Source organism: Streptomyces flaveolus (genome assembly GCF_044765825.1).
Taxonomy (GTDB): Bacteria; Actinomycetota; Actinomycetes; order Streptomycetales; family Streptomycetaceae; genus Streptomyces; species Streptomyces flaveolus.
On record NZ_JBIWKU010000005.1, the window covers coordinates 153,260 to 179,620 of the forward strand.

At 72.3% G+C, this 26,361-nt stretch carries 24 protein-coding genes; 12 read left to right on the top strand and 12 right to left on the bottom strand.

Annotated elements, in window-relative coordinates:
- Positions 1–685 precede the first annotated feature (685 nt).
- Complete coding sequence (locus tag ACIRG6_RS17060; protein WP_365023547.1) at positions 686–1,492, top strand: hypothetical protein; 807 nt, start codon at positions 686–688, stop codon at positions 1,490–1,492.
- 11 nt (positions 1,493–1,503) lie between these two features.
- Here the strand turns inward: ACIRG6_RS17060 and ACIRG6_RS17065 are convergent, their stop codons facing one another.
- Positions 1,504–2,526, bottom strand: a complete 1,023-nt coding sequence (locus tag ACIRG6_RS17065) for an alcohol dehydrogenase (RefSeq protein ID WP_403323656.1) — start codon at positions 2,524–2,526, stop codon at positions 1,504–1,506.
- 232 nt (positions 2,527–2,758) lie between these two features.
- On the opposite strand from ACIRG6_RS17065, the gene ACIRG6_RS17070 reads away from it, so the two are divergent.
- The 8 genes from ACIRG6_RS17070 (at position 2,759) to ACIRG6_RS17105 (ending at position 10,524) form a co-directional block, all read left to right on the top strand.
- Positions 2,759–3,592 (top strand): PIG-L family deacetylase, encoded by an 834-nt coding sequence (locus tag ACIRG6_RS17070; RefSeq protein WP_350721579.1) that lies wholly within the window; start codon positions 2,759–2,761, stop codon positions 3,590–3,592.
- Positions 3,593–3,660: 68 nt separating this feature from the next.
- Positions 3,661–4,014: a VOC family protein gene (locus ACIRG6_RS17075; RefSeq protein WP_239765162.1), complete on the top strand. Its 354-nt coding sequence runs from the start codon at positions 3,661–3,663 to the stop codon at positions 4,012–4,014.
- A gap of 401 nt (positions 4,015–4,415) precedes the next feature.
- Positions 4,416–5,861 carry an argininosuccinate synthase gene (argG, locus tag ACIRG6_RS17080; RefSeq protein WP_318213731.1) on the top strand — a complete coding sequence of 482 codons (1,446 nt, stop codon included), beginning with the start codon at positions 4,416–4,418 and terminating at the stop codon, positions 5,859–5,861.
- Positions 5,862–5,999: 138 nt separating this feature from the next.
- Entirely contained in the window at positions 6,000–6,497 is a 498-nt protein-coding gene (locus ACIRG6_RS17085) for a DUF2975 domain-containing protein (RefSeq protein WP_403323320.1), read from the top strand.
- The gene (locus ACIRG6_RS17090) at positions 6,497–6,763 is read left to right on the top strand and encodes a helix-turn-helix domain-containing protein (RefSeq protein ID WP_403323322.1); all 267 of its coding nucleotides are present in this window, start codon (positions 6,497–6,499) and stop codon (positions 6,761–6,763) included. The genes ACIRG6_RS17085 and ACIRG6_RS17090 overlap by 1 nt, the downstream gene beginning before the upstream one ends.
- A gap of 110 nt (positions 6,764–6,873) precedes the next feature.
- Positions 6,874–7,164, top strand: coding sequence for a zinc-ribbon domain-containing protein (locus ACIRG6_RS17095; RefSeq protein ID WP_189229986.1), 291 nt, complete (start codon positions 6,874–6,876; stop codon positions 7,162–7,164).
- A 93-nt stretch (positions 7,165–7,257) separates the two neighbouring features.
- The gene (locus tag ACIRG6_RS17100; protein ID WP_364823003.1) at positions 7,258–8,319 is read left to right on the top strand and encodes a PucR family transcriptional regulator; all 1,062 of its coding nucleotides are present in this window, start codon (positions 7,258–7,260) and stop codon (positions 8,317–8,319) included.
- Positions 8,320–8,619: 300 nt separating this feature from the next.
- Complete coding sequence (locus tag ACIRG6_RS17105; RefSeq protein ID WP_403323657.1) at positions 8,620–10,524, top strand: NAD-binding protein; 1,905 nt, start codon at positions 8,620–8,622, stop codon at positions 10,522–10,524.
- A 332-nt stretch (positions 10,525–10,856) separates the two neighbouring features.
- Here ACIRG6_RS17105 and ACIRG6_RS17110 read toward each other — a convergent pair whose 3' ends face one another.
- Positions 10,857–12,716 (bottom strand): S9 family peptidase, encoded by a 1,860-nt coding sequence (locus ACIRG6_RS17110; protein ID WP_364683243.1) that lies wholly within the window; start codon positions 12,714–12,716, stop codon positions 10,857–10,859.
- A gap of 120 nt (positions 12,717–12,836) precedes the next feature.
- Between ACIRG6_RS17110 and ACIRG6_RS17115 the strand changes: the two genes are divergently transcribed.
- The gene (locus ACIRG6_RS17115) at positions 12,837–13,667 is read left to right on the top strand and encodes an SURF1 family protein (protein ID WP_403323326.1); all 831 of its coding nucleotides are present in this window, start codon (positions 12,837–12,839) and stop codon (positions 13,665–13,667) included.
- Between the two features lie 52 nt (positions 13,668–13,719).
- On the opposite strand, the gene ACIRG6_RS17120 is transcribed toward ACIRG6_RS17115, so the two are convergent.
- The 7 genes from ACIRG6_RS17120 to ACIRG6_RS17150 all read right to left on the bottom strand — a co-directional run bounded on the left by ACIRG6_RS17120 (position 13,720) and on the right by ACIRG6_RS17150 (position 20,122).
- The gene (locus ACIRG6_RS17120) at positions 13,720–14,775 is read right to left on the bottom strand and encodes a hypothetical protein (RefSeq protein ID WP_364683247.1); all 1,056 of its coding nucleotides are present in this window, start codon (positions 14,773–14,775) and stop codon (positions 13,720–13,722) included.
- Positions 14,776–14,873: 98 nt separating this feature from the next.
- A complete protein-coding gene (locus ACIRG6_RS17125; protein WP_318216309.1) occupies positions 14,874–15,449 on the bottom strand; it encodes a SigE family RNA polymerase sigma factor in 576 nt (191 codons plus the stop codon).
- 473 nt (positions 15,450–15,922) lie between these two features.
- Entirely contained in the window at positions 15,923–16,999 is a 1,077-nt protein-coding gene (locus tag ACIRG6_RS17130; protein WP_364822998.1) for an aspartate-semialdehyde dehydrogenase, read from the bottom strand.
- Complete coding sequence (locus ACIRG6_RS17135) at positions 16,999–18,276, bottom strand: aspartate kinase (protein WP_318213724.1); 1,278 nt, start codon at positions 18,274–18,276, stop codon at positions 16,999–17,001. The genes ACIRG6_RS17130 and ACIRG6_RS17135 overlap by 1 nt, the downstream gene beginning before the upstream one ends.
- 193 nt (positions 18,277–18,469) lie before the next feature.
- A complete protein-coding gene (locus ACIRG6_RS17140) occupies positions 18,470–19,129 on the bottom strand; it encodes a DUF5063 domain-containing protein (RefSeq protein ID WP_350721590.1) in 660 nt (219 codons plus the stop codon).
- The gene (recR, locus tag ACIRG6_RS17145) at positions 19,122–19,721 is read right to left on the bottom strand and encodes a recombination mediator RecR (RefSeq protein ID WP_350721591.1); all 600 of its coding nucleotides are present in this window, start codon (positions 19,719–19,721) and stop codon (positions 19,122–19,124) included. The genes ACIRG6_RS17140 and recR overlap by 8 nt, the downstream gene beginning before the upstream one ends.
- Positions 19,722–19,780: 59 nt before the next feature.
- Positions 19,781–20,122 (bottom strand): YbaB/EbfC family nucleoid-associated protein, encoded by a 342-nt coding sequence (locus tag ACIRG6_RS17150; protein ID WP_189229995.1) that lies wholly within the window; start codon positions 20,120–20,122, stop codon positions 19,781–19,783.
- 275 nt (positions 20,123–20,397) lie between these two features.
- Between ACIRG6_RS17150 and ACIRG6_RS17155 the strand changes: the two genes are divergently transcribed.
- On the top strand, positions 20,398–21,150 hold the full coding sequence (locus ACIRG6_RS17155) for an SLATT domain-containing protein (RefSeq protein WP_364683252.1): 753 nt from the start codon (positions 20,398–20,400) through the stop codon (positions 21,148–21,150).
- Positions 21,151–21,500: 350 nt separating this feature from the next.
- On the opposite strand, the gene ACIRG6_RS17160 is transcribed toward ACIRG6_RS17155, so the two are convergent.
- The 3 genes from ACIRG6_RS17160 to ACIRG6_RS17170 all read right to left on the bottom strand — a co-directional run bounded on the left by ACIRG6_RS17160 (position 21,501) and on the right by ACIRG6_RS17170 (position 24,744).
- Complete coding sequence (locus ACIRG6_RS17160) at positions 21,501–23,594, bottom strand: serine/threonine-protein kinase (RefSeq protein WP_403323333.1); 2,094 nt, start codon at positions 23,592–23,594, stop codon at positions 21,501–21,503.
- Positions 23,595–23,671: 77 nt separating this feature from the next.
- Positions 23,672–24,136, bottom strand: a complete 465-nt coding sequence (locus tag ACIRG6_RS17165; protein ID WP_364683256.1) for a MarR family winged helix-turn-helix transcriptional regulator — start codon at positions 24,134–24,136, stop codon at positions 23,672–23,674.
- Positions 24,133–24,744 (bottom strand): DJ-1/PfpI family protein, encoded by a 612-nt coding sequence (locus tag ACIRG6_RS17170; RefSeq protein ID WP_403323336.1) that lies wholly within the window; start codon positions 24,742–24,744, stop codon positions 24,133–24,135. Before ACIRG6_RS17170 ends, ACIRG6_RS17165 begins: the two co-directional genes overlap by 4 nt.
- Before the next feature lie 166 nt (positions 24,745–24,910).
- On the opposite strand from ACIRG6_RS17170, the gene ACIRG6_RS17175 reads away from it, so the two are divergent.
- The gene (locus ACIRG6_RS17175; protein WP_403323339.1) at positions 24,911–26,266 is read left to right on the top strand and encodes an aspartate aminotransferase family protein; all 1,356 of its coding nucleotides are present in this window, start codon (positions 24,911–24,913) and stop codon (positions 26,264–26,266) included.
- The last annotated feature ends 95 nt before the right edge of the window (positions 26,267–26,361 follow it).

Sequence of the window (26,361 nt, forward strand, 5' to 3'; positions counted from 1 at the left end):
TGCCTGCACACCCGGTTGCTGAGCGCCGGGCGGTAGGGATCGAAAGATGGCGCCGCGAACTGGTCCTGAACGAGCGCTGACGTGGCGCAACCGGTCGCTGCCTGCCCTAGCAGCCGGGGTCTGCCAACGAACCGCTACGGGCGCGGGCACAGCCACTTGAGTGAGCCGTGCCGATGCTGGGCCGTCCCTGGGCCGTCCAAGGCCGACCAACGCTGACAGTCAGCGCCCGCGGTCGTGTTATGCCTGCGCCCGGAGAACCGAGCTGAGTTGCTGCGACGCGCACGGGCTGCAACACCGAGCCAGGTGACGCGGAGGGCGGCTTGCGCGTGCCCGGCCATCTGTGAGTGGCGAACCGTCGCGCGGCCGGCCGCCAGTGCGCCGGCTGCACAGGTCGCGGCGTCCGTGGCGGCTGCGAATCACCCGAGCCTCCAGGCCACGATTCCGGGCAAAGGAGCGGCCATGCCCTTCGGCATGCGCCGCGCCATGCTCCAGGCGCATGCTGGAAAGGGAGCGACGAACCCGGCTGCGGCGCACATCCGTGGCACCGCCTGGGTACGGCCGCGGCACATCGGAAGGTTCTTGGTGGCCTCAGGGCGCCGGCGCCGAGCGCGCCGGCACGCCCTCGCGCCCGAGTATTCCCCGAAGCCCGGGCTCGCCTTGATCGTGACTACGCGGAGGGCGTGTGATGTCGGATCAGTTGAACGCCGCACTTTCGGGACGGGCCCCCACAGCGCTTGCCGAAGACGTCTCTCTCGCGACTCCCCTGGCTGCGCCCCGCATCGCCGGTCGTGACGCCGCTTCGGCAGCCCTCGGTACGTACCAGCAGGCGCTCGCCGCGCCCGAAGTTACTGTCCGGCTCGAGGGAGACGATGTGGAGGGGGTCGTCCACAGCGCAAGCCCCGGTGGACGAGAGACAGAGCTCGTCGCGCTGGCCCGGCGCGACACCGCGGGTCTGATCGACACGATCGACGTCTACGGTCGGCCGTGGCCGTTCATGGCCGTTCTGCGCGAAGTGATCGCGAAGACAGACCCCGCTCTCGCAGACCCGAGCCTGGGATCCGGACCGTATGCCCCGGAAGGGCCGACACCGGTTTGGGTGGACCATCCAGCCGTCCCGCCGCTGGCGCAGGACGTCACCCTGTACTCCCCGATCCTGCGCGAAGAGCCGACAGGGAAAGCTGTCGTCGGGCCCGTCCTCGAAGCGGCGGCGCACAGTTTCAGTGACCTCAAGGTACGTGCGGTTCTCGACATTGAGGGCCAGTCGGGATTCGCGGTGGTGATCGACGAATACGTGGACGGCGGTCACGTTCAGCAACTGGTCGAGATCTTCACGCTCAACGATGCGGGCGAGGTCGGCGGGATCCGAATCTTCACCCGGCCGTGGCTTGTGACCGCCCAGTTCCGTAAGAGCATGTACGCCCTGCTGAAGGACACTCTCGGCCCCGAATTCTGGGAGGGGCCCGACGCGGAGGAACCCTTGCGCACTCCCTGACTTCGCCTTTGTCAGCCGGTGGTGAGCACCATCCGGAAGCGGGCGGCGCCGGACATCATCCTCTTGTACGCCTCGTCCGCTTGGTCCAGCGGCACCGTCTCGATCATCGGGCGGATCCCGTGCAGGGCGCTGAACGCCATGGTGTCCTGCACGTCCTGGGCGGTGCCGGACGGGTGGCCGCGGATGATTTTGCCGCTCATGATGAGCTGGTTCGGGCTGATTCCCAGCGGCTCGGCATCGGCGCCGATGACCACGAGCTCGCCGCGGGGGCGGAGCCCTTCCACAGTCGCCGTGATAGCGGCGGAGTTGGCTGCAGTGGCGAGAACCACTCGGGCGCCACCGAGTGACTGCAGCGCGTCCGCGACCGTGGTGTCCGCCGTGCTGTCGACGTAATGGTGGGCGCCGAGCTGCTTGGCGAAGTCGGCCTTGTCCGGTCCGCGGGCGATGGCGACGGTCTCGAACCCCATCGCGGCCGCATACTTCGTTCCCAGGTGGCCAAGGCCTCCGATGCCGAGTACGGCGACCAGATCGCCAGGCCGTGCGGAGCTGCGGCGCAGTCCGTTGTACATGGTCACCCCGGCACAGGCCAGGGGCGCCGCATCGGTCGCCGCCAGGGCGTCGGGGATCCGTGCCAGGGCGTCGGCAGGTGCGATCATCGTGTCGGCGAACCCCCCGCCGTATGCCCATCCGGGTACCTTCAGGTTCTCGCACACGATGAAGTCGCCTTGTCTGCACGGTGTGCAGTGCCGGCAGCTGCCACCGAACCAGCCCACGGCCACACGGTCGCCCACCCGCCAGCCGCTGTATGTTCCCTCGCCGACCTCTTCGATACGCCCGGCGATCTCGTGCCCGGGGACCAGGGGGAACCGGACGCCAGGCAGGAGGGCGTTCACGAATGCGGCGTCGCTGTGGCAGATACCGCACGCCTCCACAGCGATCCTGACGTGTCCGGGGCCTGGCTGCGGGACCTCACGCTCGACGATCTCCAACGGGCCGCCGGCCGCTGCGGCCTGCGCCACTCGATGGGCACTCATCTGGATCTCTCCGTGGTAGGCGTGTACGGGCACCCCTACGTCCAGCAGACCAGCTCTGAGCCCATCACGCACGCTGGAGCGATAACGGAGAGTTTCTCCCCGCGTACCGCGATGTGCGGCCGCGCCGGGAACAGGGGGTCCGGCCGGCATCGTTGCATCGACCGAGGACCGGCGACGCACGGGCGGGACTCGGAGACCGGACCACGACGTATTTCTGCAGGAGGACTGCTTGATGACCGACCGGCCCTTGACGCTCATGGCAGTGCACGCCCACCCCGACGACGAGGCCACCGGAACCGGCGGGGTCCTCGCGCGGTACGCGGCGGAAGGCATCCGCACGGTTCTGGTGACATGTACCGACGGCGGTTGCGGTGACGGACCGGGGGGCGTCAAGCCGGGCGATCCCGGGCACGATCCGGCGGCCGTCGCACTGATGCGCCGTCAAGAACTCAAGGCGAGCTGTGACGTCCTGAAGGTCAGCGACCTGGAGATGCTGGACTATGCCGACTCCGGGATGATGGGCTGGCCGAGCAACGACGCCCCGGGCTCCTTCTGGCAGACCCCCGTGGAGGAAGGCGCGGCCCGACTCGCGGAACTCATGCGGCACTACCGGCCTGACGTGGTCGTCACCTACGACGAGAACGGCTTCTACGGCCACCCCGACCACATCCAGGCCCACCGCATCACGATGGCGGCGCTGGAGATGACCGCGCTGACACCGAAGGTGTACTGGACCACGATGCCCCGCTCGGGCATGCAGCGGTTCGGGGAGATCATGCGCGAGTTTCATCCGGACATGCCGGAGCCGGATCCTGCCGAGGCCGCCGCAATGGCCGAGATCGGCCTCCCCGACGACGAGATCACCACGTGGGTGGACACCACCGCGTTCAGCGGCCAGAAGTTCGACGCGCTGGCCGCGCACGCCAGTCAGGGCGAGAACATCTTCTTCCTCAGGATGGGCAAGGAGAGGTTCGGCGAGCTGATGGGCGTGGAGACCTTCCTGCGGGTCCAGGACGCCACCGGCGAGGCCGTACCCGAGAACGATCTCTTCGCCGGACTGCGCTGATCCGCTCGCCCGGAGCGGAGCTTCGAAAAGGCCAGGCCATGATCAAGTCAGCAACCTAGGGTCGGGTCATGACCTTGAGATGGCAGAACGTGATCGTGCACGCGGCGGATCCGGCGGGTCTGGGGCAGTGGTGGGCCGAGGCCCTTGGGTGGGTCGTGGTGCACACCTCCGATGTGGAGTTCGCGATCCGTCCGGAGCCGGATCGCGCGCCGGGGCTGGAGTTCGTCCTGCTCGACGAGCCCAAGAAGGCCAAGAGCCGGCTGCATCTCGACTTCGTGCCGGACGACCAGGACGCGGAGGTGGCCCGTCTCGTGGCTCTTGGCGCACAGCGCGTCGACATCGGCCAGGGGGACCAGTCGTGGGTCGTCCTCGCCGATCCCGAAGGCAACGAGTTCTGCATCCTCGGCCGGCGCCGGCCGTAGGCGACTCCGGCCGGCTCACGAACGGGACGGCGCAGTCCTGCTTCGGCTGCCGTCGCGTCCAGCAGGCCCAGGAAGCCGGGGCGGGAAGCCTCTACTTCCTGGGCCTCGTCGCGCAGTGCGCCGCCACTGAAGGTCCACCACGTGGGCGGGGCCCCGCCTGCGGACAGTGGCCGGCTCGGCCTCGCGCCGTTCCTGACATCTCATCATCGGCGGACAGGTCCTCCGTCGGTTCCCGTCAACCTTCGGGCTGCTGGTCGCGGCAGCGTCGGTCGCGGCGTTGGGGCCGGCCGGCCGCGGGGTGGCAGTGGCCGAAGTGCCGTCGGCCGGTGGCGGCGGGCCTCGCCCCGCACTCGGGGGATGCAGGGCTTGCATGACCATGCGATGTCATGCATACTTTTTCCATGTCCAAAGTCCTCACCTCCCTGCCCACCGGTGAGCGCGTCGGTATCGCCTTCTCCGGCGGCCTCGACACCTCCGTCGCGGTCGCGTGGATGCGCGACAAGGGCGCCGTACCGTGCACCTACACCGCTGACATCGGTCAGTACGACGAGCCCGACATCGCCTCGGTGCCCGGCCGTGCGAAGACCTACGGCGCCGAGATCGCGCGCCTGGTCGACTGCCGTGCGGCACTGGTCGAGGAGGGACTGGCCGCGCTGACCTGCGGGGCGTTCCACATCCGCTCGGGCGGGCGGGCGTACTTCAACACCACGCCGCTCGGCCGCGCCGTCACCGGCACGCTGCTGGTGCGGGCCATGCTCGAGGACGACGTCCAGATCTGGGGCGACGGCTCGACGTTCAAGGGCAACGACATCGAGCGGTTCTACCGCTACGGCCTGCTCGCCAACCCGCACCTGCGGATCTACAAGCCCTGGCTGGACGCGGACTTCGTGACCGAGCTGGGCGGCCGCAAGGAAATGTCGGAGTGGCTGCTCGCCCACGACCTGCCCTACCGGGACAGCACGGAGAAGGCGTACTCCACCGACGCCAACATCTGGGGCGCCACCCACGAGGCCAAGACGCTGGAGCACCTCGACACCGGTGTGGAGACCGTGGAGCCCATCATGGGCGTGCGGTTCTGGGACCCGTCGGTCGAGATCGCCGCCGAGGACGTGACCATCGGTTTCGACCAGGGCCGCCCGGTGACGATCAACGGCAAGGAGTTCGCCTCCCCCGTCGACCTGGTGATGGAGGCCAATGCCATCGGCGGCCGCCACGGCATGGGCATGTCCGACCAGATCGAGAACCGGATCATCGAGGCCAAGAGCCGCGGCATCTACGAGGCGCCCGGCATGGCCCTGCTGCACGCGGCGTACGAGCGTCTCGTCAACGCGATCCACAACGAGGACACCCTCGCCCAGTACCACACCGAGGGCCGGCGGCTCGGCCGGCTGATGTACGAGGGCCGCTGGCTGGACCCGCAGTCGCTGATGATCCGCGAGTCGCTGCAGCGCTGGGTCGGCTCGGCCGTCACCGGCGAGGTCACGCTGCGGCTGCGGCGCGGTGAGGACTACTCGATCCTCGACACCACGGGCCCGGCGTTCAGCTACCACCCGGACAAGCTGTCGATGGAGCGCACCGAGGACTCCGCGTTCGGTCCGGTGGACCGGATCGGCCAGCTCACCATGCGCAACCTCGACATCGCCGACTCGCGCGCCAAGCTGGAGCAGTACGCCGGCCTCGGCCTGATCGGCACCGCCAACCCGGCCATCGGTGCCGCGCAGGCGGCGGCGACCGGACTGATCGGCGCCATGCCCGAGGGCGGCGCCGAGGCCATCGCCTCCCGTGGCCAGGTCTCCGGCGAGGACGCGCTGCTGGACCGCGCCGCGATGGAGTCGGGCACGGACTGACACGGACCCACCGACCCGCGACCGAGGGGCCGGTTCGACGCCGAGGCGTCGGACCGGCCCCTCGTCGTTGCCCGCCACCTTGCCTCACCTATCGAATTTCGATAGATTTCAATCGTTACTCGATCAAGGGAGGGCGTGATGGGAAAGCTGACCGTGCTCGCGCTGCGAGCCGTGATCGGGGTGCTGCTCGCCGGTTCGGTGTTCGTCCAGGCGGTCATGGTGCCGCTGCTGGCCAAGGATTTCCGGGGGGCGGACCCGGACCTGGTGGCCGCACGGACCCCGGTGCTCGTGATCGTCGTCCTGGGTGTCGTGACGGCACAGATCGTCCTGGTCTGCGTATGGCGGCTGGTGACGATGGTGCGGCGCGGGACGGTGTTCTCCCCCGGCGCCTTCCGCTATGTGCACATCGTGACCGGTGCCTTCGTGGCGGCCGCGCTCCTGGTGTTCGCGCTCGGGGTCGTCCTGGCACCGGGCGAGGCCGTCGCCCCGGGCATCGTCCTGCTGCTGGGCGGGGTCGCCGTCGCGGTCCTGGGCGTCGCGCTGATCGTGCTCGTGCTGCGGATGCTCCTCGCCCAGGCCGTCGCCCGCGACGTCGAGGCGTCGCGGATGCGGGCCGAGCTGGCCGAGGTGATCTGATGCCGATCGTGGTGGACATCGACGTGATGCTGGCCAAGCGCAAGATGTCCGTGGGCGAGCTCGCGGAACGCGTCGGCATCACCCCCGCCAACCTGGCGGTCCTCAAGAACGGCCGCGCCAAGGCCGTACGCTTCGCGACGCTCGCCGCGCTCTGCGAGGCGCTCGAGTGCCAGCCCGGGGACCTGCTGCGCTGGGAGGCCGGGGACGGCGAGAGCGCGGGGGACGCCGGGAGCGCCGCAAGCGTCGGGAGTTCCGTGGGCGAGTGACGCCGTACACGTGGGCGGGCGCAGCCCCAAGTGGCCCTGGGGAGCCGCCCGGGCGCACTCTGGGAGAGGATCTCCTTGCCCACAGGCACCCACCCGGGAAGGACCGCCCCGTGATCATCTTCGGCACCAAGGGATACCTCTACCAGCTCGCGATACTGACGCTGGTCTGCCGCTCCTGCAACACCCCCTCCGCGCACACGCTCAGGAAGCGCGTCGTCAAGTTCACCCTGTTCTTCATTCCGCTGTTCCCCTTCTCCACGAAGTACGCGCTCCAGTGCACCTTCTGCGGCGCCGAGCAGCAGGTGACCAGGGAACAGGCCGAGCAGCTCCTGGCCCAGGCCTCGGGCGGCCAGGGCGGACCCGCGTACGGACAGCCGCAGCAGCAGCCGTACCAGTCCTAGGTGCCCGTCCGCGTTGCCGGTTTCCGGCAGCCCTGACTACCCTCTCGTTGCCGGGCACCGCGCACCGGGCGTGACCGGCAGGGGAGGCGCGGAGTGGGGGAACAGCAGGAGGCGTACCTGACCGGGTACGCCGAGATCCTCGCGCAGGTCGCCGGCACGGGACGCCGGCTGAACCGCGACGAGCTGGAGGAGCGGCGGCGGCTCGGCGAACAGGCCGCGGAACAGGGCCACAGCCTGCGCACCCTCGTCCGGGGACATCTGGAGGCCACGCGCGCCCGCTGGCCCGGCGAGGCGGGGAGCGCGGGCACGACCGACAGCGTGCTCGGCGCCGTCGGCCAGGCCGTGGACGCCTTCGCCGAGGGGTACGAACGCGCCCAGCGCCTCGCCGTACGGCAGGAGGAGGCCGCGCGACGGGAGTTCATCGACGACCTGCTCTACGGGCGCAGCGACCTGGGGCGGCTCGCGGAGCGGGCGGAGCGTTTCGGTCTGGTGCTGTCCCGGGCCCACGCCGTGGCGGTGGCGCAGGGGCCCGAGGCGTACGACGACACCGCCCCCGTCACCCGGCTCGTGGAGACCGCGCTCATCTCCCGCTTCGGCGACCGGCGGATCCTGATCGCCACCAAGAACGGCCAGCTCATCTGCATCGCGCCCGGCGACCAGGACGACGTCCTCGCCTTCTTCGCCAAGCAGGCCTACGCCGCGACGGAAGGCAGCCAGGTGGCCATCGGCCGGCCCCGGACCGGCGCGGGCGGCGTGGTGCACAGCTACGAGGAGGCGCTGAGCACCCTCGAACTCGCCGCACGCCTGGAACTCGACGAGCCCGTGCTGCGCGCCGCCGACCTGCTGGTCTACCCGGTGCTCACCCGCGACCGGCAGGCCATGGCCGACCTCGTGCTGAGCGTGCTGGGCCCGCTGCGCGACGCCCGGGGCGGTGCCGAGCCGCTGCTGCGGACCCTGGAGGTGTACTTCGACGCCGGGTGCACCGCGGCCGAGGCCGCGCGGCGCCTCGCGCTCAGCGTGCGGGCGCTGACCTACCGGCTGGACCGCATCCACCAGCTGACCGGGGCCAACCCCGCCGACCCCGTGCACCGCTACACCCTGCAGACCGCGGTCATCGGGGCCCGGCTGCTGGGCTGGCCCGCCGAGGAGATCTGACCGGCAGCGACAGCCCGAAGACCAGCGACAGGGCGGGCAGCACGACCCCCGTGACACCCGGTCCGAGAGACCGGGCGCTGCGTGCCGTCCCCCTCCCGCCCGTCGCTGAGCTTCGGTGAGACGCATCGTGACACGGACGGGGACGACCCGTCACTGCCGGGCTCCGGCAATCTTCGCGCGTCTTCCATGCCGTCCTCGTGCTCTGGAACCGGTGGGGCCGCTCGGGCAGTCTCCTCCGGTGTGGTGAGCGTTCCGAACCAGGTTCCGCCGGGCGGTGCGCCCGGCGACGCGTCCGCGCACATGGTGGTGTGCGGCGACGACGGGCTGGCGCACCGGCTTGCGGCCGAACTGCGCGGGGTCTACGGCGAGCAGGTCACGCTCGTCGTCCCGCCCTCCGGGCGCCGGGTGCGCCAGCCCGTGGTGGGCCGGGCCCGCGCGGCCTCGGCGGCGCTGCTGGACCGCTTCAACGCGGCCGTCAACCGGGCGGGCAACGGCGACGCGGGCGGCACCGGGCGGGAGCTGGAGGCCGCCGAGCCGACCGAGGACGTCCTCGCGGAGGCCGGTGTGGACCGGGCCGCCGCACTCGCCCTCGTCTACGACGACGACGAGACCAACATCCGCGCCGCTCTCACGGCCCGCCGGCTCAACCCACGGCTGCGCCTCGTGCTGCGCCTGTACAACCGGCGGCTCGGGCAGCACATCGAGGCGCTCCTCGACCAGAGTGCCGCGCTCGCGGCCGGCGACGGGCGCCCCGGCGGGCCGGACGGCGTCGAGGCCTCCACTACCGTGCTCTCCGACGCCGACACGGCGGCGCCCGCCCTCGCGGCGACCGCGCTCGTCGGCACCAGCAAGGTCGTCCAGACGGACGGGCTGCTGCTGCGCGCGGTGGAACGGCAGCCGCCCCGCCCCGGTGAGGTCGCCGACCCCGGGCTGTGCACGCTGGCCCTGCTGTCCGCGACGAGCAACGACCCGGCCGGCGCGGACGGTTCGGAGGGCAGCGGCGAGCAGGGACCGCAGCTGCTGCCCGACGCGGCGGCGGTGGAGGCGGCCACCGGCCGCGGCACCGTCGTCCTGGAGCAGGTGTCGTACTCGGGGCCGTCGCTGCCGGCCGGGCGGGCCGGTGTGCCGCCGTTCGCCTCGCTGTTCTCGCGGCGGCTGCGGTGGTCGCTGGCCGGACTGGCCGCCTGCGTGGTCGCGCTCGCCGTGGCGCTCATGGTGGTCACCGGCGACCATCCCCTGCACGCGACGTACGTGACGCTGCTCGACCTGTTCGCCATCAACGAGCCCGCGCACAACAAGGACTCCGGGGAACAGGTCCTCCAACTGCTCTCCGGCTTCGTCGGGTTACTGCTGCTGCCGGTGCTGCTGGCGGCCGTGCTGGAGGCCCTGGGGACCTTCCGCAGCGCCTCCACGCTGCGCAAGCCGCCGCGCGGGCTCGGCGGGCACGTCGTCCTGCTCGGTCTCGGCAAGATCGGCACACGGGTGCTGACCCGGCTGCGGGAGATGGACATCCCCGTGGTGTGCGTCGAGGGCGACCCCGAGGCACGCGGCATGGCGACCGCACGGCGGCTGCGGGTGCCGGTGGTGCTCGGGGACGTCACGCAGGAGGGCGTCCTGGAGGCGGCCAAGATCCACCGGGCGCACTCGCTGCTCGCGCTGACCAGTGTCGACACGACGAACCTGGAGGCGGTGCTGTACGGGCGGTCCGTGCGGCCCGACCTGCGGGTGGTGCTGCGCCTGTACGACGACGACTTCGCGACCGCGGTGTACCGCACCCTGCGGGGTGCGCATCCCGGGGCGCTGACCCGCAGCCGCAGTGTGACCCACCTGGCGGCGCCGGCGTTCGCCGGGGCGATGATGGGGCGCCAGATCCTGGGGGCGATCCCCGTGGAGCGGCGGGTGCTGCTGTTCGCGGCGGTGCGGGTGGCGGGGCATCCGCAACTGGAGGGGAAGACGGTCGGGGAGGCGTTCCGGGCGGGGGCGTGGCGGGTGCTGGCGCGGGAGGTCTCCGTCGGGGGGCGGGACGGGGTGGGTGCCGGGGCCGGTGCCGGTGCCGGTGCGGAGGGGGGTCGGGAGTCGCGGTTGGTGTGGGAGATGCCCGACACGTATGTCCTGCGGGGTGAGGATCGGGTGGTGCTGGCGGCGACGCGGCGGGGGTTGGCCGAGTTGCTCGGGCGGCGGGCGCGGCAGCAGGCCGGGTTGTAGGGGCGCCGCCCCTACAACCCCGCCAGGGGGCTCCGCCCCCTGGACCCCCGGCCTACGCCCACCCACCACCCGACTCGGTCGGCCAGGAAGCCACGCCCTCGGGCCGGCTCGGTAGGCCAGGAAGCCACGCCCTCGGGCCGGCTCGGTAGGCCAGGAAGCCACGCCCTGGGCCGGACCGGGCGGCCAAGAAGCCACGCCTCAGGCCGGACCGGGCGGCCAAGAAGCCACGCCTCAGGCCGGCCCGGGCGGCCAAGAAGCCACGCCTCAGGCCGGACCGGCCCGGCCAAGAAGCCACGCCCCGGCCGGGCCGGGTGGGGCAAGGGGCCGGGGAATTAGCCCTGCGGCAAGTACCGTGCCGCGAAGTCCAGTTCCAGGGCTACCTGCTTGATGCGTTCGTCGACCACCAGGGAGCCGTGGCCCGCGTCGTAGCGGTAGACCTCGTGGACCGCGCCCCTCGCCTCCAGGCGCTCGACGTAGTTCTCGATCTGGCGGATCGGGCAGCGCGGGTCGTTGACCCCCGCGGAGATGTACACCGGGGCCTTGACCCGGTCGACGTAGGTCAGGGGCGAGGACGCCTCGAAGCGGTCGGGGACCTCCTCGGGGGTGCCGCCGAGCAGGGTGCGGTCCAGGGCCTTCAGGCCCTCCATCTCGTCGTGGTACGCGGTGACGTAGTCGGCGACCGGGACGGCGGCGATGCCCAGGGTCCACGCCTCGGGCTGGGTGCCGAGGCCGAGGAGGGTGAGGTAGCCGCCCCAGGAGCCGCCGGTGAGGATCAGGCGGGCGGGGTCGGCGAGCCCGGAGGTGACCGCCCACTCGCGCACCGCCGCGATGTCCTCCAGCTCGATGAGACCGACCCGGTGCTTGAGGGCGTCGGTCCAGGCCCGGCCGTATCCCGTGGAGCCGCGGTAGTTGACGCGGACCACCGCGTACCCGTGGTCGACCCAGGCGGCCGGGCCCGCGGCGAACGAGTCGCTGTCGTGCCAGGTCGGCCCGCCGTGGATGTCGAAGACCGTCGGGAGCGGCCCGGTCGCGCCCGCCGGCTTCTGCACCAGGGCGTGGACCCGGCCGCCGGGGCCCTCCACCCACACGTCCTCCACCGGCACCGAGCCGGGCGACTTCATGCCGGGCGGGTCGAGCACCACCCGGCCGGTGGTGGAGCGCACCGCCGACGGCTCGGCCGCCGACGACCACAGGTACTCCACGCTGCCGTCGGGGCGGGCCGTCGCCCCGGAGACGGTGCCCGCGGGGGTCTCGATCTCCACCAGCTCGCGCGCGTCGAAGTCGTAGCGGAACAGTTCGCTGCGGGCCTCGAAGCCGTGCACGATCAGCAGGCCGCTGCCGTCCGGATACCACTCGGCGCTCACGTCGCCGGGCAGCTCCAGCGCGAGGTCCGTCTGCTCGCCCGTCGCCACGTCCCACACCAGGGGCTCCCAGCGGCCCCGGCGCTGGTGCCCGATGAGCAGGCGGGTGTCGCCGTCGACGGGCGCGAAGCCCAGCACCTCCAGGCCCAGCTCCTTCTCGCCGCCGTCGGTGTCGTCGAGCTCGGCGACCGTCGTGCCGTCGTGGCGCAGGACGCGCAGCGCGGAGTGCATGGCGTCGCCGTGCTCGGTGTGCTCGATCGCGATCAGCGTGCCGTCGTGGGAGAGGTCGCCGACGCCCGCCGACTCGCGGTGGCGGTAGATCTCCACCGGGGCCTTGCCCTCGTACGCGAGGTGGATCGTCGTGCCGTCCTCGTCGGTCGAGCGGCCGATCACCGCCGTCCGCCCGTCCCGGCCGAGGGCGAGGCCTGCCGGGTAGGAGGGGTCGAGGCCCGGCACCGCGAGCTCGTCCTCACCGCCCACGAAGGGCTGGCGGCGCCACACGCCGAACTCGTCGCCGTCCTTGTCGTCGAACCACCAGATCGACGCGCCGTCCGGGGAGAGCACGCCGTCCGTCGTGCCGTTGGGCCGGTTCGTGACCTGCCGCTGCTCGCCGGTCGCGCGGTCCCAGGCGTACAGCTCGTACGTCCCCGTCGCGTTCGACACGAACAGGGAGCGGTCCGGCGCGTCCTCGGCCCAGTCGGGCAGCGAGACCCGCGGCGCGCGGAACCGCTTCTCCCAGTCCGGCATGCCCTCGCCCTGTCCCCGCACGCCGTCCCGTACGCCCCGCGTGCCCTGCTGATCCGGTGAGGCGGACCCGTTGCTCTCAGTCATGGCCCCATAGTGCCTCGCCGCGCCGACAACGCGCAGATCCGATCCCCAGCCTGTGGACAACCTCGCTCATCCACAGCCCCGCGGGCGGGTCACCGGCACGCGCCCCGTACCGTGGAGGGCGTGTACCGGTTTCTGCTGACCCCCCGATGGTGGGGAATCAACGTCTTCGTCGTGCTCGCCATCCCCTTCTGCATCTTCATGGGGTCGTGGCAGCTGGGCCGGTTCGAGGACCGGGTGCAGGACCACAACAGCGCCACCACCCAGGCGGAGTCGGCCCGGCACGAGTCGGCCCGCCCGCTGGCCGAGCTGCTGCCCGTCGACAAGGCGACGGTCGGCAAGCAGACCACCGTGAGCGGCCGCTACGGCGAGCAGCTGCTCGTGCCGGAGCGGAAGCTGGACGACCGGCAGGGCTACTACGTCCTCACGCTGCTGCGCACCGACGCCGGCCGGGCGCTGCCCGTCGTGCGGGGCTGGCTGCCCGGCGACCCCGACCCGGCGAAGGTCCCGGCCCCGCCCGCCGGCGAGGTCACCGTCACCGGCGCGCTCCAGGCGTCCGAGACGCCCGGCGACAACGGCGTCAGCTCCCGCTCCGGATGGCCGGAGGGCCAGACCGGCGCGATCAGCGCGGCGTCGCTGGTGAACCTCGTGCCGTACGAGGTGTACGACGCGTGGGTCACGCTCAACACGGGCGACTCCGGGATGCGGGCCGTGCCGGTGAGCGCGCCGCAGAACACCGGCCTGGACCTGAAGGCGTTCCAGAACCTCGGCTACACCGCCGAGTGGTTCGCCTTCGTCGGCTTCGTCGTCTTCATGTGGTTCCGGCTGCTGCGCCGGGAGGCGGAGCTCGCCCGGGACGCGGAGCTGGGCCTGGTCCCGGAGGGGGACGAGAGCGAGGACGTCACCGAAGCCGAGGCCGGGCAGGAACCCCGCCCCAGCCCGACCGGCGTCTGAGCACGCAGGCGCCCGGCGCCGCCCGAGCGCCTGCCGCCGGCCGGCCTCCCGGTCACGTGGCGGCCAGCACTCCCGTCCAGTACACGGTTCCCGCGCACGCGTTGGACACGGTGACCGCGGCCGGCCCCGAGCCCCCTTCCGGGGTGTACGAGACCGTCACGCTCCCGTCGGCCGGGCCCTCCTCGGTGACCAGCTGCGTCGTGGTGCCGGTGTCACCGCCCGTGGACGTCCCGGCGGTGGCGGTCGGCTCCTCGGTGGGCGACGGGTCGGACGTGGGATCGCCCGTGCCGCCTCCCGTGGTACCGCCGGTGGTCGGACAGGTCTGCGAGGGCACCCAGGCGAACTGCACCTCGTAGGAGGCGCCGGACGCCAGCGTCAGCGAGGCCGACTCCAGCGACGGGTCGGGCAGCGCGGCCGCGGCGTCGCCGGCGGCGTGCCGTGCCGTGCCGATCTTTGCCGGGTCCGCCGCACCCTGCGGGGTGGCGGCCACGCTGCCGGGGCCGGCGACGGTGCAGCTGTCCGAGGAGACGTTGGTGACGCGGAAGGAGCCGTAGACGGCGCCCGCCGAGTCGGGGGCGGCGCTGCTCGCGACGGCCGGGCCGAGCTGCTGCGACATGCACAGCGGGAGGTCGGCGGGGCTGCTGGCGGAGGGTCCGACGCCGGTGGCCGAACCGGTGGCGGAGCCGGTCGCCGCGTCCGTCGGCTTCTCCTTCGGGCCGGACTTCTCCTTGTCCTCGGGCTGCCCGGAGGAGCCGGTGATGGCGCTCTCGCCGCCGGCCGGGTCCTTGCCCTGGCTGGTGCCGCCCTGCGCCTGCGAGGCGTTGCCCGCCACGGACGGGTCGGCGCCGGGGCCGGTGGAGTTGGACACGTGGACGAGGGCGGGGACCGCCGTGCCGATGAACAGGGCGGCGGCCGCCATGCCGACGGCGGCCTGGCGTTTGCGGGCCCGCCGGGCCGGTACCGCCCGGCGGAGGTGGTCCAGGGTGCCGTCGCTCGGCTCCATCTCCCGCACGGCGCTGTGCAGCATCCTGCGCAGCGCCAGCTCGTCCGGGGCGAGCCCGGCGGGCCCCTGAGTGTCGGGGCCCTGGTCGGCGGGGCCGTGGTTCACAGTTCCGTTCCCAGCGTGCGTGTGCTTCGGCTCTTGCCCGGTCGGCTCGGCCGGCTCCTGACCCTCGTGGGGGTCACGCCGTGCCTCGTTGCCGTCGCTCATGCCGGCGCCTCCATGGCCACCCTGAGCGCCGCGATGCCACGCGATCCGTACGCCTTCACCGAGCCCAGCGATATGCCGAGCGTCTCGGCGACCTGAGACTCCGTCATGTCGGCGAAGTAGCGCAGGACCAGGACCTCACGCTGGCGGCGCTGCAGTCCCTTCATCGCCTTGATCAGGGAGTCGCGCTCCAGCTGGTCGTAGGCGCCCTCCTCCGCGCTCGCCATGTCCGGCATGGGCTTCGAGAGGAGCTTGAGGCCGAGGATGCGGCGGCGCAGTGCCGAGCGCGAGAGGTTGACGACGGTCTGCCGCAGGTAGGCCAGCGTCTTCTCCGGGTCGCGCACGCGTTTGCGCGCCGAGTGGACGCGGATGAAGGCCTCCTGGACGACGTCCTCGCAGGAGGCGGTGTCGTCGAGGAGGAGGGCGGCGAGACCGAGCAGCGACCGGTAGTGGGCGCGGTAGGTCTCGGTGAGGTGGTCGACGGTGGTGCCCGCCGCCACGACGTCATCGGCGCCGTCACGCTGATTCGATATGCGGGCCGGCCGCGCTGCGGGCATCGGCGCGATCACCGGCATGCCACCGGCCGCGCCGGCCACACGGGGACGGACGGGCCGGACGGGAGCCCGCACTGCGGGGCCACGCGGTGTCGCGGTGAATTCGAGTACCTCTGCCACGCCAGTTGGACACGTCCGACCCCCTGAGGGTTGTACGTGCCGGGCGTCACGTTCCCGCGTCTGCCGGGCGGCCACCCGGCAGACGGTGCGTCATAGGCCCTCATCGTCCCGCTCTTCCCCTATGTCCCATGTGAACGGGCGTCCCCACGCCCGCCCTCGGCGTCCCCGCGCCGATCCACGCGCCCCGCACCCTGAAGGGGTGACCGCAAAGACGCTCCCCGCCCTCCGCACGGTTGCGGAGGGCGGGGAGGAAATCCTCTGATGCCACAGGTGCCGGTTACAAGTAGTCCGGACCTACTTCCGGATCACATCTTGTTCATGGATCCTACAAACGAACCCCATGGCGGCCAGGGCCTTTTGCTCCGCCGGCCCGTTCAGCCGAACTCGGCCGCCACCAGCTCCGCGATCTGCGCGGTGTTCAGCGCGGCGCCCTTGCGCAGGTTGTCCCCGCACACGAAGAGTTCGAGGGCCGTCGGGTCGTCCAGGGCCCGCCGTACCCGGCCGACCCAGGTCGGGTCGGTGCCGACCACGTCGGCGGGGGTGGGGAACTCACCGGCGGCCGGGTTGTCGAAGAGGACGACGCCGGGCGCGGTGGCCAGGATCTCCCGCGCCTTGTCGACGGTGACCTCGCCCTCGAAGCGGGCGTGGACGGTCAGGGAGTGCGTGGTGACCACGGGGACCCGTACGCACGTCACCGCCACCGGCAGCTGCGGCAGTCCGAGGACCTTGCGGGACTCGTCCCGCACCTTCATCTCCTCCGACGACCAGCCGTCCTCGCGCAGCGAACCGGCCCACGGTACGACGTTCAGCGCGACCGGCTCCGGGAACGGCCCGGTGTCGTCGCCGACGGCCCGCCGCACGTCGCCGGGGTGGGTCCCCAGCTCCGTCCCGGCCACCAGCGACAGCTGCCGTCGCAGCGTGTCCACCCCGTCCCGCCCGGCCCCGCTCACCGCCTGGTACGAGGAGACGACCAGCTCGCGCAGCCCGAACTCGGCGTGCAGCGCGCCCAGCGCCACGATCATGGACAGCGTCGTGCAGTTGGGGCTGGCGACGATGCCGCGCGGCCGCATCCGCAGGGCGTGCGGGTTGACCTCGGGCACGACGAGGGGCACGTCCGGGTCCATCCGGAACGCGCCCGAGTTGTCGACCACCACCACGCCCTTGGCGGCGGCGACCGGCGCCCACTGGGCGGCCACCTCGTCGGGTACGTCGAACATGGCGACGTCGACCCCGTCGAAGGCCTCCTCGGTGAGCGCCACGACCTCGACCTCCTCACCGCGCACGGCCAGCTTGCGGCCGGCCGAGCGGGGCGAGGCGATCAGACGGATGTCACCCCAGATGTCCGCGTGCTGGGACAGGATCTGGAGCATCACCGAACCGACGGCGCCGGTCGCTCCGACGACGGCCAGGGTCGGCCGTCCGGTGCGCCCGGCGCCTTGGATGTCGGACATCAGCGCCCGGTGCCCCCGTAGACGACGGCCTCGTCGCTGTCGGAGTCCAGCCCGAAGGCGGTGTGCACGGCGCGCACGGCCTCGTTCACGTCGTCCTTGCGGGTGACGACCGAGATGCGGATCTCGGAGGTCGAGATGAGCTCGATGTTCACGCCCGCGTCGGACAGTGCGGTGAAGAAGTCGGCGGTGACGCCCGGGTTGCTCTTCATCCCGGCGCCGACCAGCGAGATCTTGCCGATCTGGTCGTCGTAGCGCAGCGAGTCGAAGCCGATGCCGGCCCGGCTCTTCTCCAGCGCGTCGATGGCCTTGCGGCCCTCGGACTTCGGCAGGGTGAAGGAGATGTCCGTCAGGCCCGTGGAGGCGGCGGACACGTTCTGCACGACCATGTCGATGTTGACCTGGGCGTCGGCGATCGCCCGGAAGATCGCGGCCGCCTCGCCCGGCTTGTCCGGCACACCGACGACCGTGATCTTGGCCTCCGACGTGTCGTGCGCGACTCCGGAGATGAGGGCCTGCTCCACCTGCTTTTCCCCTTGCTTGATCGGCTCGCTGCTGACCCACGTGCCCTGCAGTCCGCTGAAGCTGGACCGCACGTGGATCGGGATGTTGTACCGGCGGGCGTACTCCACGCAGCGGTGGAGGAGCACCTTGGAACCGGAGGCGGCGAGCTCCAGCATGTCCTCGAAGGAGATCCAGTCGATCTTCTTCGCCTTCTTCACCACGCGCGGGTCGGCGGTGAACACGCCGTCGACGTCGGTGTAGATCTCACAGACGTCCGCGTCGAGCGCGGCGGCGAGAGCGACGGCCGTGGTGTCGGAACCGCCGCGGCCCAGCGTGGTGATGTCCTTGCTGTCCTGGCTGACACCCTGGAAGCCGGCCACGATGGCGACGTTGCCCTCGTCCACCGAGGTGCGGATGCGACCCGGCGTCACGTCGATGATCCGGGCCTTGTTGTGGACCGAGTCGGTGATGACTCCGGCCTGGCTGCCGGTGAACGACTGGGCCTCGTGACCCAGGTTTTTGATCGCCATGGCCAGCAGCGCCATGGAGATGCGCTCTCCGGCGGTCAGCAGCATGTCGAGTTCCCGCCCGGCAGGGATCGGGGACACCTGCTCGGCGAGATCGATCAGCTCGTCCGTCGTGTCGCCCATCGCGGAAACGACGGCGACCACCTGGTTGCCGTTCTTCTTCGCTTCCACGATCCGCTTGGCGACGCGCTTGATGCCCTCGGCATCGGCTACGGAGGAGCCTCCGTACTTCTGCACGACAAGGCCCACGTGCGCTCCTCGCTCAATCCGTCTCTTTCCGCACGTACGTACATGTACTGCGGTCGGTTCATTCTATCGAGCGTCCGAAATTCCCCCCTGCGGTATCGCATGGTGAGACCTCCGTCCGTCCAGGCAGGCTCATGCCCAGGAGGAGGCGGGTCACTCGGAAAAGTGCGGTGAGTCACACGTTCACAAGCGGGGGCTACGTGACCGGGCGCAGGCCCAGCGGGCCCGCGATCTCCTGCACCATCACGCGGCCGGCCTCCCGTTCCAAAGCGTCGTCACCGAGGTCCTGGTCGGTGTCCAGGCCGTCCAGCTCCTCGAGCGGCTGGTTCAGCCGGACGTGGGCGACGACCGACTGGAGGGCGCGCAGGGTCGCCGACGCCGTGGAACCCCAGTTGGAGAAGTAGGAGAACTGCCACCACCACAGCGCCTCCGTGGTGCGGCCCGACTTGTAGTGGGCCATGCCGTGGCGGAGGTCGGTGATGACGTCGGTGAGGTCGTCCGAGATACGGGCCGGGACCGGGGCCCTGCGCGGCTCGTAGGGGTCGAAGACCTCGGAGTAGACGTCGATCGGCTCCAGGAGGCGGGCCAGGTTCTCGCGGAGGTCGTCCACGTCCAGCTCCGGGCCCGGGTCGGGCTCGTACCGCTCGTCGGGGACGATGTCCTCGTGGGCGCCCAGGCGTCCGCCGGCCAGCATGAGCTGGGAGACCTCGAGGAGGAGGAAGGGGACGGCCGAGTCCGGTTCGTCGCCCTTGGCCACCTCCGTGACCGCGACCAGGAAGCTCTCGATCTGGTCGGCGATCTGGACCGCGAAGTCGTCGGGGTTCTGGTTGGTCGCGTGCAGCGTGGCGTCAGACATCTAGGAGTCGTCTCCCCTCGAAGGCGCGGCCGAGGGTCACCTCGTCCGCGTATTCCAGGTCGCCGCCCACCGGGAGGCCGCTGGCCAGGCGGGTGACCTTGAGGCCCATGGGCTTGATCATGCGGGCGAGATACGTGGCCGTGGCCTCGCCCTCCAGATTCGGGTCCGTGGCCAGGATCAGTTCCGTGACCGTGCCGTCCGCCAGGCGGGCGAGCAGTTCACGGATGCGCAGGTCGTCGGGCCCCACCCCGTCGATCGGGCTGATCGCGCCGCCGAGCACGTGGTACCGGCCGCGGAACTCGCGGGTGCGCTCGATGGCGACGACGTCCTTCGGTTCCTCCACCACGCAGATGACGGAAGGATCGCGGCGCGGGTCGCGGCAGATGTTGCACCGCTCCTCCTGCGCGACGTTGCCGCAGGTCGCGCAGAAGCGGACCTTGGCCTTCACTTCCATGAGGGCCTGGGCGAGGCGCCGTACGTCGGTCGGTTCCGCCTGGAGGATGTGGAAGGCGATCCGCTGCGCGCTCTTGGGACCGACGCCGGGCAGCCGCCCCAGTTCGTCGATGAGGTCCTGGACCACGCCTTCGTACAACGGACTGCCGTCCTTCCTGAGGTTCCTTCACTACGTACGGTAGAGGGCCCCGGCCCGTCTTAGAAAGGCAGGCCGGGGATGCCGCTGCCGCCCAGACCCTGGGCGAGCGGGCCCAGCTTCTGCTCCTGGAGGCTCTTCGCGTTCTCGTTGGCCGCCTGCACGGCGGCCACGATCAGGTCGGCGAGGGTCTCGGTGTCCTCCGGGTCCACCGCCTTCGGGTCGATCCTGAGGCCGCGCAGTTCGCCGGAGCCCGTGACGGTGGCCCTCACCAGGCCACCGCCCGCCTGTCCGTCGACCTCCGTCTGCGCCAGTTCCTCCTGCGCCCTCGCGAGGTCCTGCTGCATCTTCTGCGCCTGCTGGAGCAGCTGCTGCATGTTGGGCTGGCCACCACCGGGGATCACGTTCAGCTCCTGTCACCGCTGTCGCCGCGCTGTCGCGGCGGGTTTTTCCCGTTCGGCACGAGCCTACGTGGTCCGAGCGGCCCTCGCCCCAGCACTCTTTCGAGTGATTCGAGCGGGCGCCCTATACCTGATCAAGGACCTCTTCCGGGCGGACAAGAGGCCAAAGCCGGGTCTTCGCCACCCATTGGGCGGTAGGAAGGGTCCGGCGCGTCAGCCTCGCGTGTCACACGAGCGCCGCGAGGTCTTCACGGACGGTGAGCAGTAGGGAGTGCCGGGTGGGTCAGCCGGAGATGCAGCCCGAGGGGCCGCCACAGGACGGACCGCGCGGCGAGGGGGCGGCCGGGCCGTGTCCGGGCGACCTGACCGGACGGGCGCTTCCGCTCGGCGACTGGGCGCTGCCCGCCGAGCGGCTGGACGAGCTGTACCGGTGGGTGGAGCGGGGCGCGCTGGAGACGGCGGCCTGGTATCTCGCGGACCGGGTGTGGAAGCGGCGGGGGGCACGGCTGCTGCGGGGCGGGGCCGCGGTGGGGGCGCTGGCCGGGGCGGTGCTGCCGTTGCTGGACATGACGGGGGTAGCGGGCGGGGCCGGGCCCTGGGGGTATCTCGCGCTGCTGCTCGGGGTGGCGTGCGTGGCCGGGGACCGGTACTTCGGGGTGACCGCCGGGTGGATGCGGGACATGGCGACGGCGCAGGCGGTGCAGCGGCGGCTGCAGGCGCTGCAGTTCGACTGGGCGTCGGAGAGTGTCCGGGAGGTGCTGGGGCCCGCCGACGGGACGGCGAGTGAGGCGGCCGAGCGGTGTCTGGGGGTGCTGCGGAGGTTCTCCGAGGACGTGACGGAGCTGGTGCGGGCGGAGACGGCGGACTGGATGGTGGATTTCCGGGCCGGGTCGGCGCCGTTGGGGCTTCAGTCGCTGGGGGGCGGCGGGGGGCGGTCGGACGTGGGGGCGGGGGTCCCGGGGAGGTTTTCCGTGGCGTCGAACGGGGCTCGGCCGAACATGCCTCGGCAGCGGCCGCCGGAGCCGAGGTGAGCCGGCGGGGGTGAGGGTGGTTGCGTGGCCGGCGTCGGGCTGTGCCCGGCGGTGAGGCGGGGCCGGGGGGTGCGTCGCGTGGCCCGGCGCTGGCGGGGTGCCCGGCGCTGAGGCGGGGGCGGGGGTGCATCTCGTGGCCCCGCGCTGGCGGGCTGCCCGGCGCTGAGGCGGGGGGCGGGGGTGCGTCGCGTGGCCCCGCGCCAGCGGAGTGCCCGGCACTGAGGCGGGGCCGGGGGTGGGTCGCGTGGCCCGGCGCTGGCGGGTGCCGCTGCGCCCACCCGTGGCGCCCCAGCGGCACGATTGCCCGCAGCTACGGCAGCGACGAGGGCGGGGCCCGCGGCTGCGGCGGCTTACTGGCGGGTGTAGTTCAGGGTTTCTCCTGTGGTCGTGTTCGTGCGGGTGAGGGTGCCGTTGGGCAGGAGCGTGACCTCGGTGGGTTCTCCCGGGGTGCAGGAGGAGGCCGGGCCCGTCGTCACCGTGGAGGGGCCCAGGCGCAGGGGGCCGTCCGTGCCCGGGTCGGTGGTCAGGTCGGCCTCGAAGACGCAGTGGTAGGTGCTGTTGCCGGCGGGGCCGTCGGCGACGAGGGACATGACCGTGTCGCCGACCTCGCCCTGCTGGATGGTCAGCCGACGGCTGTGCACGCCGGAGGCGTTGTCGATGGTCGTGGCCCACGTGCCCAGGTACGCGGCGGGGATCGTGCCGTCCGGGGAGGCCGGGGTCTCCGGCGCGCTCGACGTGCCGTTCGTCGGGGCCGGTCCCGACGTGTCGGTGCCCGGGGTCTCGGGGGCGGCCGACGTGGTCGTCGGGTCGCCGCCCGCCCCGTCGTCCTCCTTGCCCCCGCTCATCAGCGCGTAGACCGAGCCGCCGGCGCCGAGCGCGACGACCAGGGCGACGACGACCAGCAGCGCGGTGGAACGGCCTCTTCGGGACGGTTCCTGGACCGGCCCGTAGGGCGGGGGCCCGTACGGCGGGGTGCCACCCGGCGGCGGCCCGTAGGGCGGCGTCGAGCCGAGGCCGCCGTACGGGTGGTACTGCGGTGGCGGCGCCCCCTGCGCTCCCGGCGGCTGGATCCAGGCCGGTGCCGGGGCGTAGCCGTGCGCGGGCGGGTGAGAGGGGTGCTGTTGCGGGTGGCCGTGTGCGGGGGCGGGGCTCGTGGGCGGGGGCGCAGGGGCGCCCGGGCCGCCCGCGACCAGCGTGGGGAGGTGGTTCGCCGGCGCACCGCTGCCCGGCTGCCGCGGTGGCGGGGGCCCCGGATTCCCGGCGGCCCCCGGAGCCGCGTCGCCGGGGTTCCGGTCCGGAGCCGCGTCGCCGGGGTCCGGTGAGGGCGTCTGCCCCGGGCGGCCGGAGTCGGGCTCGGCGGCAGCGGATCCCGCCGCTGCGGAGCCTGCGGCGGCGGAGGCCGCGGCGGCAGGCTCCCCGGCCGCCGGCAGCCCCGGTGCCGGGGGGAACGGCGGCGGCGACCCCAACGCCGGTGGGACCGGGGCCGGCGGAACCGATGCGGAGGGCACCGATCCCCCCGCGTCCTCCGGGTTCTCCGTGTCCAGCAGCCGTACCGCGTGCCGGCCGAGCTGGGCCACCAGTGCGCTGGGGAGCCAGGGGTCTCTGGAGCGGCCCTCCGTGACGGTGTCCTGCGCGCCCGTGCGCTCCAGCACCGCGGCGAGGGAGGGACGCGCCGCCGGGTCCTTCTTCAGGCAGTCGCGGACCAGGTCGGCAATGCCCTCGGGCACGGCCTCCAGGTCGGGTTCCTCCTGCGCGATGCGGAACATCAGCGCGTGCACCCCGCTGTTGGCGGTGCCGAAGGGCAGGTCGCCGGTGGCGGCGTAGGCGAGGACCGAGCCGAGGCAGAAGACGTCGCAGGCGGGCGTGATCCGGTCGCCGCGCACCTGCTCGGGCGCCATGAAGCCGGGCGATCCGACGAGCGCGCCGGTGCGGGTGAGTCCGCCGTCGGTCACCGTCTCAAGGGCCCGCGCGATGCCGAAGTCGATGACGCGGGGGCCGTCGATGGTGACGAGCACGTTGGACGGCTTGAGGTCGCGGTGCACGATCCCGGCGGCGTGGATGTCCTGGAGGGCGTGCGCGAGCCCGGCCGCCAGGGTCCGTACCGAGCGTTCCGGGAGGGCACCGTGGTCGTGCCCGACGACCTGCTGGAGGCTGGGCCCGGCGACGTACCCGGTGGCGACCCACGGCACGGCGGCCTCGGTGTCGGCGTCCAGCACGGGCGCCGTCCAGTACCCGCCGACCCGGCGCGCGGACTCGACCTCCTGGCGGAACCGCTGGCGGAACTCCTCCAGCGCGGCCAGTTCCTCGCGCACCAGCTTGACGGCGACGGTGCGTCCCCGGTCCGACCGGGCGAGGTAGACCGTCCCCATGCCGCCGGCGCCGAGCCGCCCCAGCAGCCGGTAGGACCCGATGCGCTGCGGGTCCCCGCCCCCGAGCTTGTGCATGTTGCGCCGCCTTCCCCCCGCACGTGAGCAACATCCCGAGGATAGTGCGGGGTGGGCCCGGGGAGAGGCGGCCTTGTCTACGTTTCCGTAACAGGCGGGCCCTCGATCGCGTCCAGTGCCTTCGACAGGCGTTCGAGGACCTCGACCGCCGTCGCCAGTTCCGCCTCTCCCCCGTACGCCTCGGCCAGCCGGTCCGCGAGGGCCGCGTGTCCCGGGTCCATCCGGGAGACGGCCGCGCGGCCCGCGTCGGTCGGCGCGAGGAGTTTGGCGCGGCGGTGGGCCGGGTTGGGCCGGTACTCGGCGAGGCCGCGCTCCACCAGCAGGTCGGCGACGCGCTGCACGCTCTGCCGCGTGATGCCCATGACGCGCGCGACACCGGAGACGGGCAGCGGCTCGCGCAGCACCGCGCCGAGCACCTGCCACCGGGCGGCGGTGAGTCCGGCGGGGCGGGACAGTTCCTCGGCGGCGGCGAGGAACTGTCCGTTGAGCCGGAAGACGCCGAGGGCGCTGCGGCTGAGCAGGTCCTGCCGCCGGCGGCTCACGCGGCGCCCGCCCTCTCCAGCACGGCGTACGCGGTCGGGTCGGAGTCGTGGAACAGCCGGTACCAGGCGTCGAGCACCTCGCCCTCGTACACGCCGAGCAGGCCGAGGATCTCGCGGGCGAAGGCGACCGGCTCGGTGGGACCGGCGGTGATCAGGCCGCCGTCGGTGACCGCGTCGGCCTCGACGTACCGCGCGCCGCCCGCGTAGCCGGTGGCCGCCAGATAGAAGGAGACGGCGCTGGTGTGGGCGCGGTCGTCGAGCAGGCCCTCGCGGGCGAGTCCGGCGGTGGCGCCGCAGATGGCGGCGACGGGCACGCCGGCGTCCAGGAAGGCGCGGGCGGCGCGGGCGAACGGGGCGAGGTCGTCCGTCGTGTCCCACAGGTCGGCGCCCGGGAGGATCAGCAGGGAGCTGTCCTCGGGGCGCAGGTGGGCCAGGGCGAGACCGGGCTGGACACGCAGGCCGCCGATGCTCGTGACGGGGGCGGTGGTCGGGCCGACGGTGCGGACCTCGTACCCGCCGCGGGCCAGGTACGCCGTGGCGTGGCCGGTCTCCCAGTCGGCGAGGGTGTCGTACACGGCGAGGTGGACGGGCTTGCCGGTGCCGTTCATGACTCCTCCTCGGAGCAGAGGCTTATGACAGAAGGCTGTCATTTCGACAGTATACTGTCAATTGATTCCCGGGCCCCGCCGTGTCGACAACCTGTCGTGGAAAGCCCCCGACCACATACAGGACGCCGATTCCGTTTCCGCATCGCGGACATCTACCCTCGGCCGCATGACCCCTCAGCCCAATCCCCAGGCCGGCGCCGCCGTGAAGGCCGCGGACCGTGCGCACGTCTTCCACTCCTGGTCAGCACAGGAGCTCATCGACCCGCTCGCCGTCGCGGGCGCCGAAGGGTCGTACTTCTGGGACTACGACGGGAAGCGCTACCTCGACCTCGCCAGCGGACTCGTCTACACCAACATCGGCTACCAGCACCCCAAGGTCGTCGCCGCGATCCAGGAGCAGGCCGCGAAGATGACGACGTTCGCGCCCGCGTTCGCCGTCGAGGCGCGCTCGGAGGCGGCACGGCTGATCGCCGAGCGCACGCCCGGCGACCTGGACAAGATCTTCTTCACCAACGGCGGCGCCGACGCCGTCGAGCACGCCGTGCGCATGGCGCGGCTGCACACCGGGCGGCCGAAGGTGCTGTCGGCGTACCGCTCGTACCACGGCGGCACCCAGCAGGCGATCAACATCACCGGCGACCCGCGCCGCTGGGCCTCGGACAGCGGCACGGCCGGGGTCGTGCACTTCTGGGCGCCCTTCCTGTACCGCTCGCGCTTCTACGCCGAGACCGAGGAGCAGGAGTGCGCGCGGGCGCTGGAGCACCTGGAGTCGACGATCGTCTTCGAGGGGCCGGGGACCGTCGCCGCGATCATCCTGGAGACGATCCCGGGCACGGCGGGGATCATGATGCCGCCGGCCGGTTACCTGGCCGGGGTCCGCGAGATCTGCGACAAGTACGGGATCGTCTTCGTCCTGGACGAGGTCATGGCCGGCTTCGGGCGCACCGGCTCGTGGTTCGCCGCGGACCTGTACGACGTCGTGCCGGACCTGCTGACCTTCGCCAAGGGCGTGAACTCGGGCTATGTCCCGCTGGGCGGTGTCGCGATCTCCGCGAATATCGCCGCGACGTTCGCCGAGCGGCCCTACCCGGGCGGGCTGACGTACTCCGGGCACCCGCTGGCCTGCGCCGCCGCCGTCGCCACGCTCGACGTGATGGCCGAGGAGGGCATCGTCGAGCACGCGGCCCGGCTCGGTGCCGAGGTCGTCGAGCCCGCGCTGCGGGAGCTGGCCGAGCGCCACCCGAGCGTCGGCGACGTGCGCGGCACCGGCATGTTCTGGGCGCTGGAGCTGGTGAAGAACCGGGAGACCCGGGAGCCGCTGGTGCCGTACAACGCGACCGGGCAGGACAACACCCCGATGGCCGCGTTCGCCGCCTCCGCCAAGGCCCACGGCGTGTGGCCGTTCGTGAACATGAACCGGACCCACGTGGTGCCGCCGTGCAACGTCAGCGAGGCGGAGCTCAAGGAGGGCCTGGCGGCGCTGGACACGGCACTGTCCGTGGCGGACGAGTACACGGAGTAGACCCCGTCGGCCGACCGGCCCCCGGGGCGCCCCGGGCGCGTAAGGTGACGTGCTCGTACACGCCGACCAGGTGTACGAGCACGCCGCCCGCACCC

Bases quoted from the DNA above. Each gene is read 5' to 3' on its own strand.
- ACIRG6_RS17060 (WP_365023547.1), top strand. From the start codon at position 686: ATGTCGGATCAGTTGAACGCCGCACTTTCGGGACGGGCCCCCACAGCG.
- ACIRG6_RS17065 (WP_403323656.1), bottom strand. From the start codon at position 2,526: ATGAGTGCCCATCGAGTGGCGCAGGCCGCAGCGGCCGGCGGCCCGTTG.
- ACIRG6_RS17070 (WP_350721579.1), top strand. From the start codon at position 2,759: ATGACCGACCGGCCCTTGACGCTCATGGCAGTGCACGCCCACCCCGAC.
- ACIRG6_RS17075 (WP_239765162.1), top strand. From the start codon at position 3,661: ATGACCTTGAGATGGCAGAACGTGATCGTGCACGCGGCGGATCCGGCG.
- argG (WP_318213731.1), top strand. From the start codon at position 4,416: ATGTCCAAAGTCCTCACCTCCCTGCCCACCGGTGAGCGCGTCGGTATC.
- ACIRG6_RS17085 (WP_403323320.1), top strand. From the start codon at position 6,000: ATGGGAAAGCTGACCGTGCTCGCGCTGCGAGCCGTGATCGGGGTGCTG.
- ACIRG6_RS17090 (WP_403323322.1), top strand. From the start codon at position 6,497: ATGCCGATCGTGGTGGACATCGACGTGATGCTGGCCAAGCGCAAGATG.
- ACIRG6_RS17105 (WP_403323657.1), top strand. From the start codon at position 8,620: ATGGTGGTGTGCGGCGACGACGGGCTGGCGCACCGGCTTGCGGCCGAA.
- ACIRG6_RS17110 (WP_364683243.1), bottom strand. From the start codon at position 12,716: ATGACTGAGAGCAACGGGTCCGCCTCACCGGATCAGCAGGGCACGCGG.
- ACIRG6_RS17125 (WP_318216309.1), bottom strand. From the start codon at position 15,449: ATGCCGGTGATCGCGCCGATGCCCGCAGCGCGGCCGGCCCGCATATCG.
- ACIRG6_RS17130 (WP_364822998.1), bottom strand. From the start codon at position 16,999: ATGTCCGACATCCAAGGCGCCGGGCGCACCGGACGGCCGACCCTGGCC.
- ACIRG6_RS17140 (WP_350721590.1), bottom strand. From the start codon at position 19,129: ATGTCTGACGCCACGCTGCACGCGACCAACCAGAACCCCGACGACTTC.
- ACIRG6_RS17160 (WP_403323333.1), bottom strand. From the start codon at position 23,594: ATGCACAAGCTCGGGGGCGGGGACCCGCAGCGCATCGGGTCCTACCGG.
- ACIRG6_RS17170 (WP_403323336.1), bottom strand. From the start codon at position 24,744: ATGAACGGCACCGGCAAGCCCGTCCACCTCGCCGTGTACGACACCCTC.
- ACIRG6_RS17175 (WP_403323339.1), top strand. From the start codon at position 24,911: ATGACCCCTCAGCCCAATCCCCAGGCCGGCGCCGCCGTGAAGGCCGCG.